The organism is Streptomyces sp. NPDC054887, assembly GCF_053610585.1.
Genome location: NZ_JBSGYQ010000025.1, coordinates 50,390 through 65,171 on the forward strand (window position 1 = coordinate 50,390; position 14,782 = coordinate 65,171).

A 14,782-nucleotide genomic window follows, 5' to 3' on the forward strand; every position below is an offset into this window, starting at 1 on the left:
GTGACGCTATCGCGATCCATTCTGCCCTGTCGCCGGGGCCCCCACCCCGGACTGTCACTCATGGTAAGCACATGAGCACGCACAGTGGCTAGGGGTTTGCGGCACCCAATTGGAAACAACCGGCGTCGGGTTGACGTACCCACACGTCAGACGATCGAACCGTCCTCGTAGCACCAGCGCCAGTCCTCGCCCGGCTCGAAGCTGCGCACCACCGGGTGCCCCTCCTCCTTGGCGTGCTCGGACGCGTGCCGGTAGGGCGACGAGTCGCAGCACCCCACGTGCCCGCACTCCAGGCACAGCCGCAGCTGGACGGGGTGGCTGCCGGCCGCGAGGCACTCCGGGCACGTGTCGGTCAGCGGCACCGGCTCGGGGTGCGGCAGTACGGCGACGTGACGGCACTCGTTCATGATGGCCAGGTTACGACGTACGAACCGATAGGGCGGGCCGGAAACGATGGACGCATTGCCACTGCTGGTGCTCGTCGCGGGGAGTGCCGTGGTCGCCGGGGCGGCCCGCAGGACGCCGGTGCCCGCGCCGCTGCTGCTGGTCGCGGCGGGACTCGCGGCGACGTACGTCCCGGGCGTGCCGGACTACACCCTGAGCCCGGACATCGTGCTGCCCCTGCTGCTGCCGCCGCTCCTCTACACGGCCGCCGTGGACAGCTCGTACCTCGACCTCAGGGCGAACGTCCGGCCCGTCGCCTTCCTCTCCGTCGGCTACGTGCTGTTCGCGACCGTGGTCGTCGGCTACTTCGCGTACCTCGTCGTTCCGGGGCTCCCGCTGGCGTCCGCGCTGGTCCTCGGCGCGGTGGTCGCACCGCCCGACGCGGTGGCCGCGACGTCCATCGCCCGGCGGCTCGGGCTGCCCCCGCGCATCACGGCGATCCTCCAGGGCGAGTCCCTGGTGAACGACGCCACCGCGATCACCGCCTTCAAGGTCGCCGTCGCGGCAGCGGCCGGCGAGGGCGCCAGCTGGGCCGGCGGCATCGCCGAGTTCGCCGTCGCGGCGGTCGGCGGCGTGGGCGTCGGCCTGCTGCTGATGGTGCCGCTGCACTGGCTGCGCACGCACCTGAGGGAGCCGCTGCTCCAGAACACCCTCTCCCTGCTGATCCCCTTCGTGGCCTACGCGGCGGCCGAGCACGTGCACGCGTCCGGAGTGCTCGCCGTCGTGGTCGTCGCCCTCTACCTGGGGCACCGCTCCTGGCAGGTCGACTTCGCGACCCGCATCCAGGAGCACGCCGTCTGGCGGATGGTGTCGTTCATCCTCGAATCGGTCGTCTTCGCGCTGATCGGACTCCAGCTGCCGTTCGTCCTGCGCGGTCTGGGCCCCTACGGGGGAGCGGAGGCCGCCTGGTACGCGTTCGCGGTGTTCGCTGCGGTCGTGCTGGCCCGCTTCGTGTGGGTCTTCCCGTCGACGTATCTGCCCCGCCTCCTGTCGCGGCGCATCCGGGAACGCGAGCCCGGCGTCACCTGGGCGTCGCCCGTGATCGTCGGATGGGCCGGGATGCGCGGGGTGGTGTCCCTGGCGATCGCGTTCTCCATCCCGCTGACCGTCGAGCACGGCGAGCCGTTCCCCGAGCGGAACCTCGTCCTCTTCCTCACCTTCACTACGGTGATCGGCACACTCGTCGTACAGGGACTCACCCTCGCTCCGCTGATCCGCCTCCTGAAGATGCCCAAGCGCGACGTGTACGCCGAGACGCTCGCCGAGGCGCAGGCGCAGAGCGAGGCGTCGTCGGCCGCCGAGGCGCGGCTGGAGGAGCTTCTCGCCGATCCGCGCAACGCGCTGCCGCAGCCCCTCGCGGACCGGCTGCGGACCGTTCTCGACAGGCGCCGCAACGCCGTGTGGGAACGCCTGGGCTCGGTCAACGAGGAGACCGGGGAATCGGCGGACGACACGTACCGCCGTCTCGCCGGCGAGATGATCGCCGCGGAACGGACGGTCTTCGTGGAACTGCGCGACCGGCGGCGCATCGACGACGAGATGCTGCGCACCCTCATGCGCCGGCTGGACCTGGAGGAGGCGGCGGCCTACCGGGCGGAGTCCGGCTGACCCGTGATGACCGCCGCGACGGTAGTGCCGGGCGGGAAGGCGCCCTCGGCGGCGAGGGTGGTCAGTCCGTACAGCATCTTGGCCACATAGAGCCGTTCGACGGGCAGGCCGTGCCGGTCCTCGAAGTCGGCGGCGAACGCTTCGAGTCCTGGGGTGGTACGGGCGTACCCGCCGCAGTGGAAGCGGTCGTCCAGCGCCCAGTCGCCGGCGGGGGCGCCGAACGCGGCCTCCTGGAGGGCGCGTATCGCGTCGCCGAGGAAGCCGCCCCTGAGCACGGGGAACCCGATGACGCGCTGCCCGGGGTCCAGCCCCGCGGCGAGCCCGGCGACGGTGCCGCCGGTCCCGCAGGCGACGCCCACGACGTCCGCCGCGCCCCGCAGCTCCCGCCCGAGCGCCACGCATCCCCGTACGGCGAGGGCGTTGCTGCCGCCCTCGGGAACGACGTGGACGCCGTGCGCGGGGGCGGCGGATCCGCCTCGCCCCGCGGCGGCCCCGGCCTCCGCCACGACGGCGGCCAGCACGTCCGGTTCCGCCTTCGCCCGGTACGTCGCCCGGTCCACGAAGCGCAGCAGCATGCCATCCGCAACGCACCGGGCGAGGGAGGGGTTCAGGGGCCGCCCGGCCAGCTCGTCGCCCCGTACGACGCCGATCGTGGGAAAGCCCAGCAGGCGCCCGGCGGCGGCCGTCGCCCGCAGATGGTTCGAGTACGCGCCGCCGAACGTCAGCACCGTGCGCCCGCCCGCCGCGCGGAGGTTCGGCTCCAGCTTGCGCCACTTGTTGCCCGGCAGGTCCGGGTGGATCAGGTCGTCGCGCTTGAGCAGCAGCCGTACCCCGTGCCGGCCGAAGCGCTCGTCCTCGACCGCCCGCAGCGGCGACGGCAGGCGCGGCCGCAGGAGGGAGAGGTCGAGCGCTTCGGGGGTCATGCACCCATTGTCGCCACAGCGTGCACAGGTGGCGCAGGGGTCACGGTTGTCGCGCGGGGCTCACGCGAGGCGGTCCTGGATGCGCGCGCGCATCGTGTTCATCGAGAATCCGAGGGGATCTATCTTGCCCGGCTGCCATTCGCGGTGACCGATCACCGAACGGGAGTTCCACCCGTGGTGCCGGCAGACCGCGGCCGCCGCCCGCTCGATCGCGTCGAGCTGGGCCTCGGGCCACGGGTCCTCCCCGTCGCCGAGGTTCTCGCACTCGAAGCCGTAGAAGTGCCGGTTTCCGTCGGTGTTGGACTCGTTGTCGCGCGGCAGGGTCCGCTCGGCGATGACGGCGCGCAGGACGTCGTCGTCGCCCATCCCCGCGTGGTTGGCACGGCCGTACCCGACCAGGTGGACGGTTCCGTTCTTGGCGATCACGCCGTGGCAGAGCGGGCCGGGGAGTCCCGCGTAGCCGTCCCGGCAGATGCGCACGGTCTTCGCCGTGCCGGAAGTGACGGTGTGGTGGATCATCACGCCGTGCACGGGCCCCCAGGGGCCCACGTGGTTGCGGTTGTGCGTACGCCAGTCGCCGACCTGGACGACGCTGATGCCTTCGTCTCTCAGTACGTCGAGGAATCTGCTCGCGGACATGGGTGAGGCCATGACCGCCTCCTTAGGTGAGTCGCGCACCATCTCGTACCGATGGCTTACCCGAACTCGGCTGCCACGACTACGTGTTCGGGCGCCGTACGAGTCGATCCGGACAACTTCCGCACCCGTCGCCCGCCCCGGCGTCGTGCGACATGCCCAGCGCTCCGGTGATCTAGTCACACTCTTTTGTGTAATGGCGCTGCCACTGTCCGTACTGAAAGGCTCCTCGATGCAGGTCAGCACATGTATCGAGAGGGAGTCAGATGTCGGTCGAGGCAGGTTCCGAGATCCGCACAGAGCAGGCTAAGCCGCAGCAGAGTCTCGGCACGGCCGCAGCGCGGAACTTGGCCACCACCACCAAGTCCGCACCGCAGATGCAGGAGATCACCTCCCGGTGGCTGCTGCGGATGCTGCCGTGGGTCCAGGTCCAGGGCGGTACGTACCGGGTGAACCGCCGGCTCAGCTACGCGGTGGGCGACGGACGGGTGACCTTCGTGCAGACCGGGGAGCGCGTCGAGGTCATCCCGGGGGAGTTGAAGGAGCTTCCGGCGCTGCGCACCTACGGGGACGACGAGGTGCTGGCCGAGCTGGCGCAGCGCTGCGAGCAGCGGGAGTTCGCGGCGGGCGAGGTGATCGCGACCGCCGGTGAGGCCGCGGACACGGTCTACCTGCTGGCCCACGGCCGGGTCGAGAAGGTCGCGGACGGCGCGTACGACGCCGAGGCGGTGCTCGGTGTCCTCGCCGACGGGGCCTACTTCGGCGACCAGGCCCTCGTCGAGGAGAACGGCACCTGGACGTGCTCGGTCCGCGCCGCCACCGCGTGCACGGTGCTGACGCTCTCCCGGCAGTCCGTCATGACGCTCGCCGACCGCGCAGAAACGTTGCGTGACCACCTGACGCGCGTACGGTCGCTGCCCCGCCAGCGCACCAACAAGTACGGCGAGGCGCCCATCGACCTGTCCGCCGGCCACGTGGGCGAGCCCGTCGTCCCGCACACCTACGTCGACTACGACGCAGCGCCCCGCGAGTACGAACTGAGCGTCGCGCAGACGGTCCTGAAAGTGCACAGCCGGGTCGCGGACCTCTACAACCAGCCGATGAACCAGACCGAGCAGCAGTTGAGGCTCACCGTCGAGGCGCTGCGCGAGCGCCAGGAGCACGAGCTCGTCAACCACCGGGAGTTCGGGCTGCTGCACAACTGCGACTACGGGCAGCGTCTCCAGCCGCACGACGGCGTGCCCGGCCCGGACGACATGGACGAGCTGCTGTCGCGGCGGCGCGGCTCCAAGATGTTCCTCGCCCACCCCCGCGCCATCGCCGCCTTCGGCCGGGAGTGCAACAAGCGCGGTCTGAACCCGGAGACCGTGGAGATCGGCGGCAGCCGCGTGCCCACCTGGCGCGGCGTCCCCATCTTCCCGTGCAACAAGATCCCGATCAGCGACGCCCGTACGACCTCGATCATCTGCATGCGTACGGGCGAGGCCGAGCAGGGCGTCGTCGGACTCCAGCAGAGCGGCATCCCGGACGAGATCGAGCCCAGCCTGTCGGTCCGCTTCATGGGCATCGACGAGCAGGCGATCATCCGTTACCTGGTCACGGCGTACTACTCGGCGGCCGTCCTGGTGCCGGACGCCCTCGGCGTCCTGGAGAACGTCGAGATCGGCAGGTGGCGCTGACCGGCACAGGCCCGGGCGGCCGGGCGCCCCGGACCGGGGCGCCGCACGACACTGCTGGAGGAAGTGACCCGTGACCATGACCAGAGCGGAAGCGGCCCCGGCCGACGGGCGTGAGGCGGCCGCCCTCCTCGAACGGGCCCGCCGTACCGTCGACCCCCACCTGCGCGCGGGCGTGCAGAGCCTGCCCGCGTCCATACGGCGGATCGCGCGGTACCACTTCGGCTGGGAGCAGGCCGACGGCACGCCGGCGGCGGGTCAGTCCGGCAAGGCCATCAGGCCCGCCCTGGTCCTCGCCGCCACCGAGGCCCTCGGCGGGGACCCGGCGCAGGCGGTGCGGGCGGCGGCGGCCGTGGAGCTGGCGCACAACTTCACCCTGCTCCACGACGACGTCATCGACGAGGACCCGACCCGCAGGAACCGGCCCACCGCCTGGACGGTCTTCGGTGTGCCGGACGCCATCGTCGGCGGGGACGCGATGTGCGCCCTCGCGCTGCGGCTGCTGGCCGAGGACCCGCACCCGGCGGCGGCCCGCGCCTCGGCACGGCTCGCCGCCTGCATCATCGAGCTGTGCGCGGGGCAGCAGTCCGACTGCGCCTTCGAGCGGCGCGGCCCGCGGGACGTGTCGCTCGACGAGTGCCTCGTCATGGCCGAGGCGAAGACCGGGGCCCTGCTGGGCTGCGCCTGCGCCCTCGGCGCGCTCTACGCGGGCGCGGACGAGGACGAGGTCGAGGCCATGGACGCCTTCGGGCGGCAGGCCGGGCTGGCCTTCCAGCTCATCGACGACCTCATCGGCATCTGGGGCGACCCCTCCCACACGGGGAAGCCCGCGGGCGCCGATCTGGTCGCCCACAAGAAGTCCCTCCCCGTGGTGGCGGCGCTGACCGCCGACAACGAGGCCGCCGCCGAGCTCGCCGCCCTGTACACGGGGCCGCTGGACGAAGCCGCCGTCCTGCGGGCGGCCGACGCCGTCGACCGGGCGGGCGGCCGGGACTGGGCGCAGGAGCACGCGGCGGACCGGATGGCCCGGGCCGTGCAGCACCTGTCCCGCGCGGCGCCCGATCTCAAGGCGGCGGAGGATCTGCTCTCCCTCGCGGAGTTCGTCACCCGCAGGACCCGCTGACCGGGGGACATCGGGGGACAGCGGAGGGGGACAGCGGGGGCAGGGGGATGCGGTGACGGGCGTCCGGGGGAAAACCCCCGGACGCCCGTCGGCTCAGAAGCGCCAACACAAGGATAAGACACGTCAGTTCGAACGACAGCATCTGATGCATCAGATAAGGAGAGAAGAGGCCGGACCGTGGGCGTGGAGATACGACAGGCGGGGGAGAGCGACCGTGAGGCGCTCGTGGGGCTGCTGGACGCGGCCTTCATGGACGACCCGGTGAGCAGCTGGGTCTTCCCCGACCGGGCGCACCGCGGCCGCGTGCACGGCACGTTCCTCGGCGTCTTCCTCGACGTGGCCCTGCGGGACGGCCGGGTCGACGTGACGGAGGACGGCTCGGCCGCGGCGCTGTGGCTCCAGGTGCCGGCCGGGGCGCCGCAGGAGGAGGACGACACTCCGGTGCGCATGCGCGAGACCGCCGACCCCACCAACGAGCGCGCCGAGCTCATCGGCCGGCTGACGGGCGCGGTCCATCCGCACGACCGCGCGCACGAGTACCTGCTGCTCATCGCGGTGTCCCCGGACCGTCAGGGCGAAGGGCTCGGCACCGCGCTGATCCAGCCGGTCCTCGACCGCTGCGACCGCGACGGCGTACCGGCCTATCTGGAGGCGAGCAGCGCGCGCAGCGCCAAGCTGTACGAACGGCTCGGCTTCGCCTTCACCGGCCGCACGGTCGACCTGCCCGACGGCCCCCACATGTGGCCCATGTGGCGCGAACCGGTGCGCTGAGCGCCGTACCGCGGTTCGGCCTCCGCTTTCCACGGGATGAGCGCGGCTCCTCGGGTCGAGCCCCGACACGCCCCCCGTAAACCGCCTTATGCCGCAAGCCCCTTGCCTAACCACTACGGGTGAGGCACTATGGCCGACGTGGTTTCGGGGGGAGGTCGGTCCACGGCCTCTCCGCGGTTCGACCGCACGCCCTGTCTTTCGACCAGAGGATCGGTTTGCGCAAGCTCACGTACTACGTCGGTATGTCCATCGACGGTTTCATCGCCGGGCCCGGCGGCGAGGTCGACTTCTACCCGTTGAGCGAGTCCTTCATGAAGGACTTCCTGGTCGGCGAGTACCCCGACTGCCTCCCCACGCACGTACGGCAGCACTTGGGCGTCGACGATCTCGACAACAGGCACTTCGACACGATGCTCCAGGGGCGCGCCACGTACGACGCGGCACTGGAGCTGGGGATCACCAGCCCGTACAGGCACCTGCGGCAGTACGTCGTGTCGCGCAGCCTGGACACGTCGATCGACCCCGACATCGAGGTCGTCGCCGGTGACGTCGCCGCCAAGGTCCGTGAACTCAAGCAGGAGGACGGCCTCGGGATCTACCTCGCGGGCGGGGCGGATCTCGCCGCGCAACTGCTGGAGGAGATCGACGAAATGGTCCTCAAGGTCTACCCGGTCGTGGCCGGTTCCGGTGTCCCGTTGTTCTCCGCCGAGTTCGGCGTGTTCGCCTTCGCGCTCGAATCGACCCGGACCTTCGACAACGGCACGATCGTGCTGAAGTACGTCAAGCAGCGCTAGCGCCGGGCCCGTTCGGGTGCCTCGCCCGAACGGGCTAAAGTCCGGGTCATGACAGGAGAGCCGTGGGCCGGCTGGTATCGCGACCGCAGGGGTTCCGTCGCCGTCCACTTCACGACGGACGGGCAGCGGCTGCGCACCCGCATCAGGGGAGTCGACTTCGAGGGTGACAGCTTCGACGCCCTCGACCCGACGGCCGGACCGCCCGCCGGGGAGGCGGGGTTCGCGCTGTCGGGCGGCTCGCTGTGCGACTGCATACTGGAGTGGGACATTCCGGTCCCGGTGTACGCCGAAGGGCGGGTGCACCGGGCCACGCTCAGCTGCCTCCTCACGCTGGGCAAACCGCTTCCGAACGGCGGCGTCGACCGCGAACACCTCGCCCTGACCCTGCACTTCGACGGGGCGGCATACGCCTCGGAGCGTGCGGAGAACGACTTCGAGCACGCGCTGACGGTCATCCAGCGGCAGCTGCCGGCCGGGGCGTACCTCCGGGCGTGCATCTCGTGTGCCTTCTCCGACTACCACCCGTTCGGCAGCGGGATGTTCGGCAACCTCGCCTGCTTCCGCAGGACCAAGGATGCCTACCGGACGGTCGAGGGCAAGCAGGACCTGTTCGACCTGTGGGACCTGCGGTCCGGTTTCGTCCAGGAGACCTGGGCGTGCGCGGACTTCGAGCGCAGGCCGGCGCAGGGGCCCGGGACGGGATACCGGGGCCCGTTCCCGTTCGTGCACGAACAGGCCACCGCGACGGCCGCCGGAAGCCCGGCCGCCGGACCGGTGGTCGCCCGGACGGCCGCGCGCCCGCTCTCGTAGCGCGGCAGGGCGATGCCCCGTACGCCGTACGCGTACGGGGCACCCGGGAGCGGACCGGTCAGGAGGCGTCGGCCGGGACGAAGCCGTTCTGCCAGAGCTGGTTGACGCGCCTGCGCTCGCGCAGGTCGGGGGTCGCGTTCTGGCAGGAGGTGCCGGGACCGCCGCCGGACATCAGCTCGCTGCACGGACCCGAGTAGTGGTCGGGCAGCCCCAGCACGTGGCCGGTCTCGTGGGACGTGACGCGGGTCGAGTTGTACTGCTGGTTCTGGCGGTAGTCCAGGAAGATGTACCCGTTGCCGTGGCCGTCGGTGCTGGCGTACGAGCCGCGGGGGTCGTTGCCCTCCCGGTACACGAAGTCGGGGTTCGAACCCTCCTGGAGCTTCACGTTGACGACGGAGCTGTTCCAGATCTGGGTGCTCCTGGCTATCTGCGTGCGGAAGGTCGGCGCGCTCGCCGCCGAGTAGACGACGGTGACGGCCAGGGCGCCGGGGTTCGCCGCGCGCTTCTCGGCGACCGACTTCTTCACGGCGTCGAAGAAGGCCCTGTTGGCGGCGGCGTTCTCCTTGGACCGCTCGTACGAGACGTAGGAGACGGACGCGTCGGACGAGGCGGGGGCGGCCGAAGGCGCCGCCGCGGCGGGCGCGGCGCCGAGGGTCGCGGCGGCGAGGCCGAGGCCGAGGGCGGTGGTGAGGAGGGTTCTGGGGTGCCGCTTCTTCATGTGGGGGGCTCCTACTCGTTCCGTTCATGTCAAACGGGTGGGTAGGGAGAGTGTCGGGGCCCCCGGCCCGGCCGCGGATGATGCCAACCGGTGATAGCGCGAGCGCATCACCCCGGCCAACTCCCGCCGAAGCAGGGGTGATTCCTGTGCGTATGGAGTCTGGTGCGGCTCCGGCGGACCGCCTTAGGGTCGGGGCATGGAGCTTGAGGTCAGGCACCTTCGCGCGCTGTGCGCCATCGCCGACACCGGCAGTCTGCACAAGGCCGCCCGTACGCTCGGAATGAGCCAGCCGTCCCTGACCACGCAGCTCCGCCGGATCGAGAACGCCCTGGGCGCTCAGCTGTTCTCCCGCGAACGCACCGGATGCCGGCCGACGCCGCTGGGGCGGGCGGTGCTCAGCAGGGCGCGTCCGCTCGTCGAGCAGATGAACGCCCTCGTGGCCGACACGAGGGCGGCGGCCCGCTCGTCGGGCGGCCCGCACCTGCGGATCGGGGCCACCGCCAGCCGGGTCCTCGGCGGATGGCTGCGGCGGCTCCGTACGCGGCTGCCGGAGACCGGCACCTCCCTGCACGTCGACGTGTCGGCCCACACGCTGCTGGGCCTGGTCGCGGCGGGGCAGCTCGACGTCGCCTTCGTGCACGAGGTGGAGGGGTCCGCGCTGCGCGTGCCGGCCGGCCTCGACCAGCGTGTGCTGGTTGAGCGGGAACCGCAGTTCATCGCGATGTCACGGGACCATCCGGCGGCCGGCCGGTCCGTGGTGGACCTGACCGACCTGGCGGCCGACCGCTGGATGATCGACCCGACCGTGGACGGCGAATGGGACGGCGTGCGGCGCGTGTTCGACGCGGCCGGTCTCGATCCGCCCGTCCTGCGCGGCGACTACCACACGGCGACCTCGCTGATCGTCATGGGCGAGGCCGTCGCCCCCTGCCAGCCGACCTCGGGGCCGCGCGACGACATGGCGATCCGCCCGCTGCGGGGCGACCCGCTCGCCGTACGGCTGCTGCTCGTGTGGCGGCCGGGCTTCCCCGAGGCGGCGGGGGTGTACGCCGACCTGGAGGCGGCGTACCACGACGCGGCGATGCGGGCCCCCGGATACCGGCAGTGGCTGCTGCGCGAGGAGAACCGCCTGCCGGCGGGAAGTGCGGTGGCCTGACGGCGGGCCACTGCGCCCCCTCGGCGGCGCCCCGGGGCGTGTCCGTGCTGGTGCCAATGGCCGTACGCAGGAATGCCGCCCGGCGGCGGCCCGTCGAGGCTGTAGGGGGCGGATGCCACCGCCGCCCACCGGGACGCAGGACGCACCAGCGAAGGGCACTCCTCATGACCCCAGCAATCGCCGTCACCGGAGCGAGCGGCCGGATCGGCGGAGCCGTCGCCCGGCGGCTCGCCGGAGCCGGAGTCTCCCAGCTCCTCCTCGGCCGCGACCCCGCACGCCTGCCGGACCTGCCCGGCGCGGTGAAGGCGGGCCCGGCGTCCTACGGCGACGCCGCGGCGATGAGCGCCGCGGTGGACGGCGCCGGGACGCTGTTCCTCGTCTCCGCGCACGAGAACCCCGACCGGGTGCGCAGCCACAAGAGCGCCGTCGACGCCGCCCTCGCGGCCGGGGTGGAGCGGATCGTGTACGTGTCCCTGCTCGGCGCGGCGCCGGACGCGACGTTCACCTTCGCCCGCGACCACTGGCACACCGAGCAGTACATCCGCTCCACCGGCGTACGCCACACCTTCCTGCGCGACGGCTTCTACCAGGCCGCGTTCCCCGCCATGGCGGGGAAGGACGGCGTGATCCGGGGCCCGGCCGGCGACGGGCGGGTCTCGGCCGTCGCGCACGACGACATCGCGGACGCGGCAGCCGCCGTGCTCCTCGCCGAGCTGGAGGACCTCGACAGTCACGACGGGGCCACCTACGAGCTGACCGGCCCGCAAGCCCTGTCCCTCGCCGGGATCGCGCGCGAGCTGAGCCGTGTCGCGGGCCGCCCGGTGACGTACGTACCGGAGACGCACGAGGAGGCGTACGCGTCACGGGAGCGGTTCGGCGCCGAGCCGTGGGAGGTCCAGGGGTGGGTCTCGTCGTACGAGGCCATGGCGAACGGTGAGCTGGCGGCGGTCTCCGACGCGGTGCCCCGCCTCACCGGCCGCCCGGCGACGGCGTTCGCCGACTTCCTCCGCGAGAATCCGGCCACCTGGCGGCACCTCGCCGGCTGAAGCCGCTGAGCCGGTCGGGGGCCGCCGGGCCGGTTAGGGTCCGTGGCCATGGGGACGCGTATGCGGGTGGACACGGACGAGCGCAGGGCACGGCTGGGGCGGCGGCACCGGCTGGCGGCGGAGGCGCGCGCGGACGACCCCGTGGAGGTGGCCCGCGACCTGGTGGCGCTGCACGGCACCGACCCGTCGTCGGTCCACCTGGGCGCGCTGGCGCGGATGCGTACGGGCGGCGTCGCGGACGTCGAGCGGGCGCTGTACGACGACCGCTCGCTGCTGCGGCTGCTCGCCATGCGCCGCACCGTGTTCGTCACCTCCCTCGACGTCGCGCCCGTCCTCCAGGCGGCGTGCTCGCGCCAGGTCGCCGCACGCGAACGGCGCCGGCTGCTGGACGTCCTGGCCGAAACGGGCGTGGCCGCCGACGCGGCCGGCGTCGAGAAGTGGCTCGCCGGCGCCGAGCGGGCGGCGCTCGCCGCGCTGGAGGCCGGCGGTGAGGTCACGGCCGCCGAACTCGCGGCGGCCGACCCCCGGCTGGGCACCGAGATCGTCCTGTCCAGGGGCAAGCCGTACGAGGGCCGTCAGAAACTGGCCAGCCGTCTGCTCCTGCTGCTGGCGGCCGAAGGACTCGCGGTGCGGGGCAGGCCGCGCGGATCGTGGACGTCCCACCAGTACCGCTGGTCGCCCCTGACCCGGTGGTGCCCCGACGGTCTCGCCGCGTGGGACACCCGCGAGGCGGAGGCCGACCTGGCCGGGCGCTGGCTGCGCACCTTCGGTCCCGGCACGGCCGACGACCTGCGCTGGTGGACGGGGTGGACCAAGGCGCAGGTCAAGCGCGCACTGGCCGCGCTGGGCGCCGTCGAGGCCGACCTGGAGGGCGGGGGCACCGGCCTGCTGCTGCCCGACGACCTCGACCCGACGCCCGCCCCCGAGCCCTGGGCCGCGCTGCTGCCCGCACTCGACTCGACGCCGATGGGCTGGCACACCCGCGACTGGTACCTCGGCGAGCACGCGCCCCGCCTCTTCGACCGCGCGGGCAACATCGGCCCCTCCGTGTGGTGGAACGGACGGATCGTCGGCGGCTGGGCCCAGGACTCCACGGGCGAGATCGTCTGCCGCTACCTGGAGGACGTGGGCCGCGACGCCGAGGCGGCCGTACGCGCGGAGGCCGAGCGCCTGGCCCCGCTGCTCAGGGGCGTACGCCTGACGGCGCGGACGCGCGGCAAGACCTGGCTGGAGCAGGAACTGACGGCGTGACCGCCCCGGCGGCGGGCTCGGTACGGGCCGGAGCGCGGCCGGCGAGGAAACCGACGGCGTGACCGCCCCGCGTCAGGCTCCGGCCGGCCGCCCCGCCGGCCGCCCCGGCGGCCGCCCCGGCGGCCGCCCCCGTACAGCTCAGAGCGCCATCTCGTACGTGATCTCCTCCGTCGGGCACTCCGCCACCATGTTTTGCAGCGCCGCCAACTCCGCGGAGTCCAACGACAGCTTCCAACGCGCTTTCACCGCCGCCCACTCGGCGATGTAGCGGCAGTCCGCGCTGTCGTCGGACGGCTCCCAGCGCGCCGGATCCCGGTCGCCCTTGAGGCGCTTCTCGGTGGCGGTCACGGCCGCCAGCACCCGTGGATCGCCCAGGTCGTTCGCGAACCGCTCCCGTTCCTCGTCGGTCCACGCCGACGCCCCGCTGCGCCACGCCTCCGCGAGCGGCACCAGGTGGTCGACGTCGAGGGCGCCGGCGCCCACGTGGTCCCGCTTGTCGTAGTACGAGTGCCACACGCCACCCGTGATGGTGCACCGCCCGTCGACGGCGGGCGGGGTGGTCGCCTCCGCGATGATCACCTCGGCCCGGGTGTCGCAGCCGTCCTGGTCGGGGTCGGTCCAGTGCCGGAACTTCCCGGCGGCGTACCCGGTGCTGTCCTCGACGGCCACCGGCAGCATCTCGATGATCCGCTCGACCGTGCTGGTGACCGTGTCGCCGGGCGCGGCCCCGGCGCCGGGCGCGCCCCCGGCGAGGATCGCGGTGGCGGTGAGGAGCGTCGACAGCAGGAAACCCAGCTTGCGCATACGAATCCCTCCCTCTCGTACGGACGGACCAGTACTACCGGCACCTGTCACCCGGACACGCCGCAGAACCGGGACGAATCACCCGCACGGGTCACACCGGCTCCCGGGTGCGAGCACGGGGCCGCCGCCGCTCGACAACTGCCTTTCGCGCACACCTTCCACGCGGCACCATGTCTGTGGTGAGAACGCGGCAGCGGGACTTTCTGGCGGTGGCGCCGCAGTACAGCCCGACCCGGGAGCTGCTCTCGGCGGCGGCCCTCCGCCGGGGAATGCCCGTCGAGGTGCTGCCTCCCGGCCGGCCGGTGACGAGCGGGAGGGGCGGCGGCCACTACTACGGCGGTCCCGGGTTCGCGGCGGGTGTCGCCGACGCCCTGGGAGTCGCACTCCTCGAACCGGCCGGTGCGTGGCTGTCCGGCCTGCCCCGGGAGTTCACCCGGCGGCGGATCGTGACGACGACCCTGGCCGATGCCCGGCGCCTGACCCGGCCGGCGTTCGTCAAGCCCCCGACGGCGAAGACCTTCCCGGCCGCCGTGTACGCGGACGGCAGCCGCCTGCCCGGCGTACTCGCCGCTGACACGGCGGTGCAGATCAGCGACGTGGTGAGCTGGAAGTCGGAGTTCCGGCTGTACGTCCTGGACGGCGAAGTCCGTACGGGATCGCAGTACGCCACCTACGGGCAGCTCGACGCGGCGCCGCTGGCCGGCCACCGGGAGCGGAAGGCGGTCGTGTCCTTCGCGGAACGCCTGCTCGCCGTGTGCGGTCGTACGCTGCCCAGCGCGGTGGTGCTCGACGTCGGCCTCCTGACCGCGCCCGCGGGCGGCGCCGACGGCGGGTGGGCGGTGGTCGAGGCGAACATGGCCTGGTTCAGCAACTGCTACGCCGCCGACCCCGACCGCGCCCTGGACGTCGTCCTGCGTGCGGCCGGGCCGGGTGCGCGACTGCCGCACCGGGACCGGCCGTTCCGCTCGGCCGGGGAACGGCGGTGAGCCGGGGCCGGTGTGCGCGGCCCGCCGGACACGACG

At 72.8% G+C, this 14,782-nt stretch carries 15 protein-coding genes; 10 read left to right on the forward strand and 5 right to left on the reverse strand.

Annotated features, from left to right (window positions below):
- Positions 1–146: 146 nt before the first annotated feature.
- Positions 147–407 carry a UBP-type zinc finger domain-containing protein gene (locus ACWGH0_RS16500; protein WP_453404833.1) on the reverse strand — a complete coding sequence of 87 codons (261 nt, stop codon included), beginning with the start codon at positions 405–407 and terminating at the stop codon, positions 147–149.
- A gap of 46 nt (positions 408–453) precedes the next feature.
- On the opposite strand from ACWGH0_RS16500, the gene ACWGH0_RS16505 reads away from it, so the two are divergent.
- Positions 454–2,052 (forward strand): Na+/H+ antiporter, encoded by a 1,599-nt coding sequence (locus ACWGH0_RS16505; RefSeq protein ID WP_453404834.1) that lies wholly within the window; start codon positions 454–456, stop codon positions 2,050–2,052.
- Here the strand turns inward: ACWGH0_RS16505 and ACWGH0_RS16510 are convergent.
- Positions 2,031–2,975, reverse strand: a complete 945-nt coding sequence (locus tag ACWGH0_RS16510) for a 1-aminocyclopropane-1-carboxylate deaminase/D-cysteine desulfhydrase (protein ID WP_453404835.1) — start codon at positions 2,973–2,975, stop codon at positions 2,031–2,033. The two genes, ACWGH0_RS16505 and ACWGH0_RS16510, sit on opposite strands and share 22 nt — an antisense overlap.
- Before the next feature lie 60 nt (positions 2,976–3,035).
- Positions 3,036–3,626 (reverse strand): N-acetylmuramoyl-L-alanine amidase, encoded by a 591-nt coding sequence (locus ACWGH0_RS16515; RefSeq protein WP_453404836.1) that lies wholly within the window; start codon positions 3,624–3,626, stop codon positions 3,036–3,038.
- Between the two features lie 251 nt (positions 3,627–3,877).
- Between ACWGH0_RS16515 and ACWGH0_RS16520 the strand changes: the two genes are divergently transcribed.
- From ACWGH0_RS16520 to ACWGH0_RS16540, 5 genes are all read left to right on the forward strand, one after another.
- Positions 3,878–5,290, forward strand: coding sequence for a family 2B encapsulin nanocompartment shell protein (locus tag ACWGH0_RS16520; RefSeq protein ID WP_453404837.1), 1,413 nt, complete (start codon positions 3,878–3,880; stop codon positions 5,288–5,290).
- Positions 5,291–5,366: 76 nt separating this feature from the next.
- Positions 5,367–6,410 (forward strand): family 2 encapsulin nanocompartment cargo protein polyprenyl transferase, encoded by a 1,044-nt coding sequence (locus tag ACWGH0_RS16525; protein WP_453404875.1) that lies wholly within the window; start codon positions 5,367–5,369, stop codon positions 6,408–6,410.
- Positions 6,411–6,587: 177 nt separating this feature from the next.
- On the forward strand, positions 6,588–7,181 hold the full coding sequence (locus tag ACWGH0_RS16530; protein WP_453404838.1) for a GNAT family N-acetyltransferase: 594 nt from the start codon (positions 6,588–6,590) through the stop codon (positions 7,179–7,181).
- A 215-nt stretch (positions 7,182–7,396) separates the two neighbouring features.
- On the forward strand, positions 7,397–7,975 hold the full coding sequence (locus ACWGH0_RS16535) for a dihydrofolate reductase family protein (RefSeq protein ID WP_453404839.1): 579 nt from the start codon (positions 7,397–7,399) through the stop codon (positions 7,973–7,975).
- A 48-nt stretch (positions 7,976–8,023) separates the two neighbouring features.
- A complete protein-coding gene (locus tag ACWGH0_RS16540) occupies positions 8,024–8,785 on the forward strand; it encodes a DUF6304 family protein (protein ID WP_453404840.1) in 762 nt (253 codons plus the stop codon).
- 58 nt (positions 8,786–8,843) lie between these two features.
- Here ACWGH0_RS16540 and snpA read toward each other — a convergent pair whose 3' ends face one another.
- Positions 8,844–9,503 carry a snapalysin gene (snpA, locus tag ACWGH0_RS16545; protein WP_453404841.1) on the reverse strand — a complete coding sequence of 220 codons (660 nt, stop codon included), beginning with the start codon at positions 9,501–9,503 and terminating at the stop codon, positions 8,844–8,846.
- 196 nt (positions 9,504–9,699) lie between these two features.
- On the opposite strand from snpA, the gene ACWGH0_RS16550 reads away from it, so the two are divergent.
- From ACWGH0_RS16550 to ACWGH0_RS16560, 3 genes are all read left to right on the forward strand, one after another.
- Positions 9,700–10,659: a LysR family transcriptional regulator gene (locus ACWGH0_RS16550; RefSeq protein WP_453404842.1), complete on the forward strand. Its 960-nt coding sequence runs from the start codon at positions 9,700–9,702 to the stop codon at positions 10,657–10,659.
- Positions 10,660–10,823: 164 nt separating this feature from the next.
- Entirely contained in the window at positions 10,824–11,705 is an 882-nt protein-coding gene (locus ACWGH0_RS16555; RefSeq protein ID WP_453404843.1) for an NmrA family NAD(P)-binding protein, read from the forward strand.
- A 48-nt stretch (positions 11,706–11,753) separates the two neighbouring features.
- Entirely contained in the window at positions 11,754–12,956 is a 1,203-nt protein-coding gene (locus tag ACWGH0_RS16560) for a winged helix DNA-binding domain-containing protein (protein ID WP_453404844.1), read from the forward strand.
- A gap of 138 nt (positions 12,957–13,094) precedes the next feature.
- Here the strand turns inward: ACWGH0_RS16560 and ACWGH0_RS16565 are convergent, their stop codons facing one another.
- The gene (locus ACWGH0_RS16565; protein WP_453404845.1) at positions 13,095–13,760 is read right to left on the reverse strand and encodes an HNH endonuclease family protein; all 666 of its coding nucleotides are present in this window, start codon (positions 13,758–13,760) and stop codon (positions 13,095–13,097) included.
- 179 nt (positions 13,761–13,939) lie between these two features.
- Here ACWGH0_RS16565 and ACWGH0_RS16570 point away from each other — a divergent pair, with 179 nt between their 5' ends.
- Positions 13,940–14,746 carry an ATP-grasp domain-containing protein gene (locus tag ACWGH0_RS16570; RefSeq protein ID WP_453404846.1) on the forward strand — a complete coding sequence of 269 codons (807 nt, stop codon included), beginning with the start codon at positions 13,940–13,942 and terminating at the stop codon, positions 14,744–14,746.
- The last annotated feature ends 36 nt before the right edge of the window (positions 14,747–14,782 follow it).

Bases quoted from the DNA above. Each gene is read 5' to 3' on its own strand.
- ACWGH0_RS16520 (WP_453404837.1), top strand. From the start codon at position 3,878: ATGTCGGTCGAGGCAGGTTCCGAGATCCGCACAGAGCAGGCTAAGCCG.
- ACWGH0_RS16505 (WP_453404834.1), top strand. From the start codon at position 454: ATGGACGCATTGCCACTGCTGGTGCTCGTCGCGGGGAGTGCCGTGGTC.
- ACWGH0_RS16500 (WP_453404833.1), bottom strand. From the start codon at position 407: ATGAACGAGTGCCGTCACGTCGCCGTACTGCCGCACCCCGAGCCGGTG.
- ACWGH0_RS16555 (WP_453404843.1), top strand. From the start codon at position 10,824: ATGACCCCAGCAATCGCCGTCACCGGAGCGAGCGGCCGGATCGGCGGA.
- snpA (WP_453404841.1), bottom strand. From the start codon at position 9,503: ATGAAGAAGCGGCACCCCAGAACCCTCCTCACCACCGCCCTCGGCCTC.
- ACWGH0_RS16510 (WP_453404835.1), bottom strand. From the start codon at position 2,975: ATGACCCCCGAAGCGCTCGACCTCTCCCTCCTGCGGCCGCGCCTGCCG.
- ACWGH0_RS16515 (WP_453404836.1), bottom strand. From the start codon at position 3,626: ATGGCCTCACCCATGTCCGCGAGCAGATTCCTCGACGTACTGAGAGAC.
- ACWGH0_RS16525 (WP_453404875.1), top strand. From the start codon at position 5,367: ATGACCAGAGCGGAAGCGGCCCCGGCCGACGGGCGTGAGGCGGCCGCC.
- ACWGH0_RS16550 (WP_453404842.1), top strand. From the start codon at position 9,700: ATGGAGCTTGAGGTCAGGCACCTTCGCGCGCTGTGCGCCATCGCCGAC.
- ACWGH0_RS16540 (WP_453404840.1), top strand. From the start codon at position 8,024: ATGACAGGAGAGCCGTGGGCCGGCTGGTATCGCGACCGCAGGGGTTCC.
- ACWGH0_RS16565 (WP_453404845.1), bottom strand. From the start codon at position 13,760: ATGCGCAAGCTGGGTTTCCTGCTGTCGACGCTCCTCACCGCCACCGCG.
- ACWGH0_RS16560 (WP_453404844.1), top strand. From the start codon at position 11,754: ATGGGGACGCGTATGCGGGTGGACACGGACGAGCGCAGGGCACGGCTG.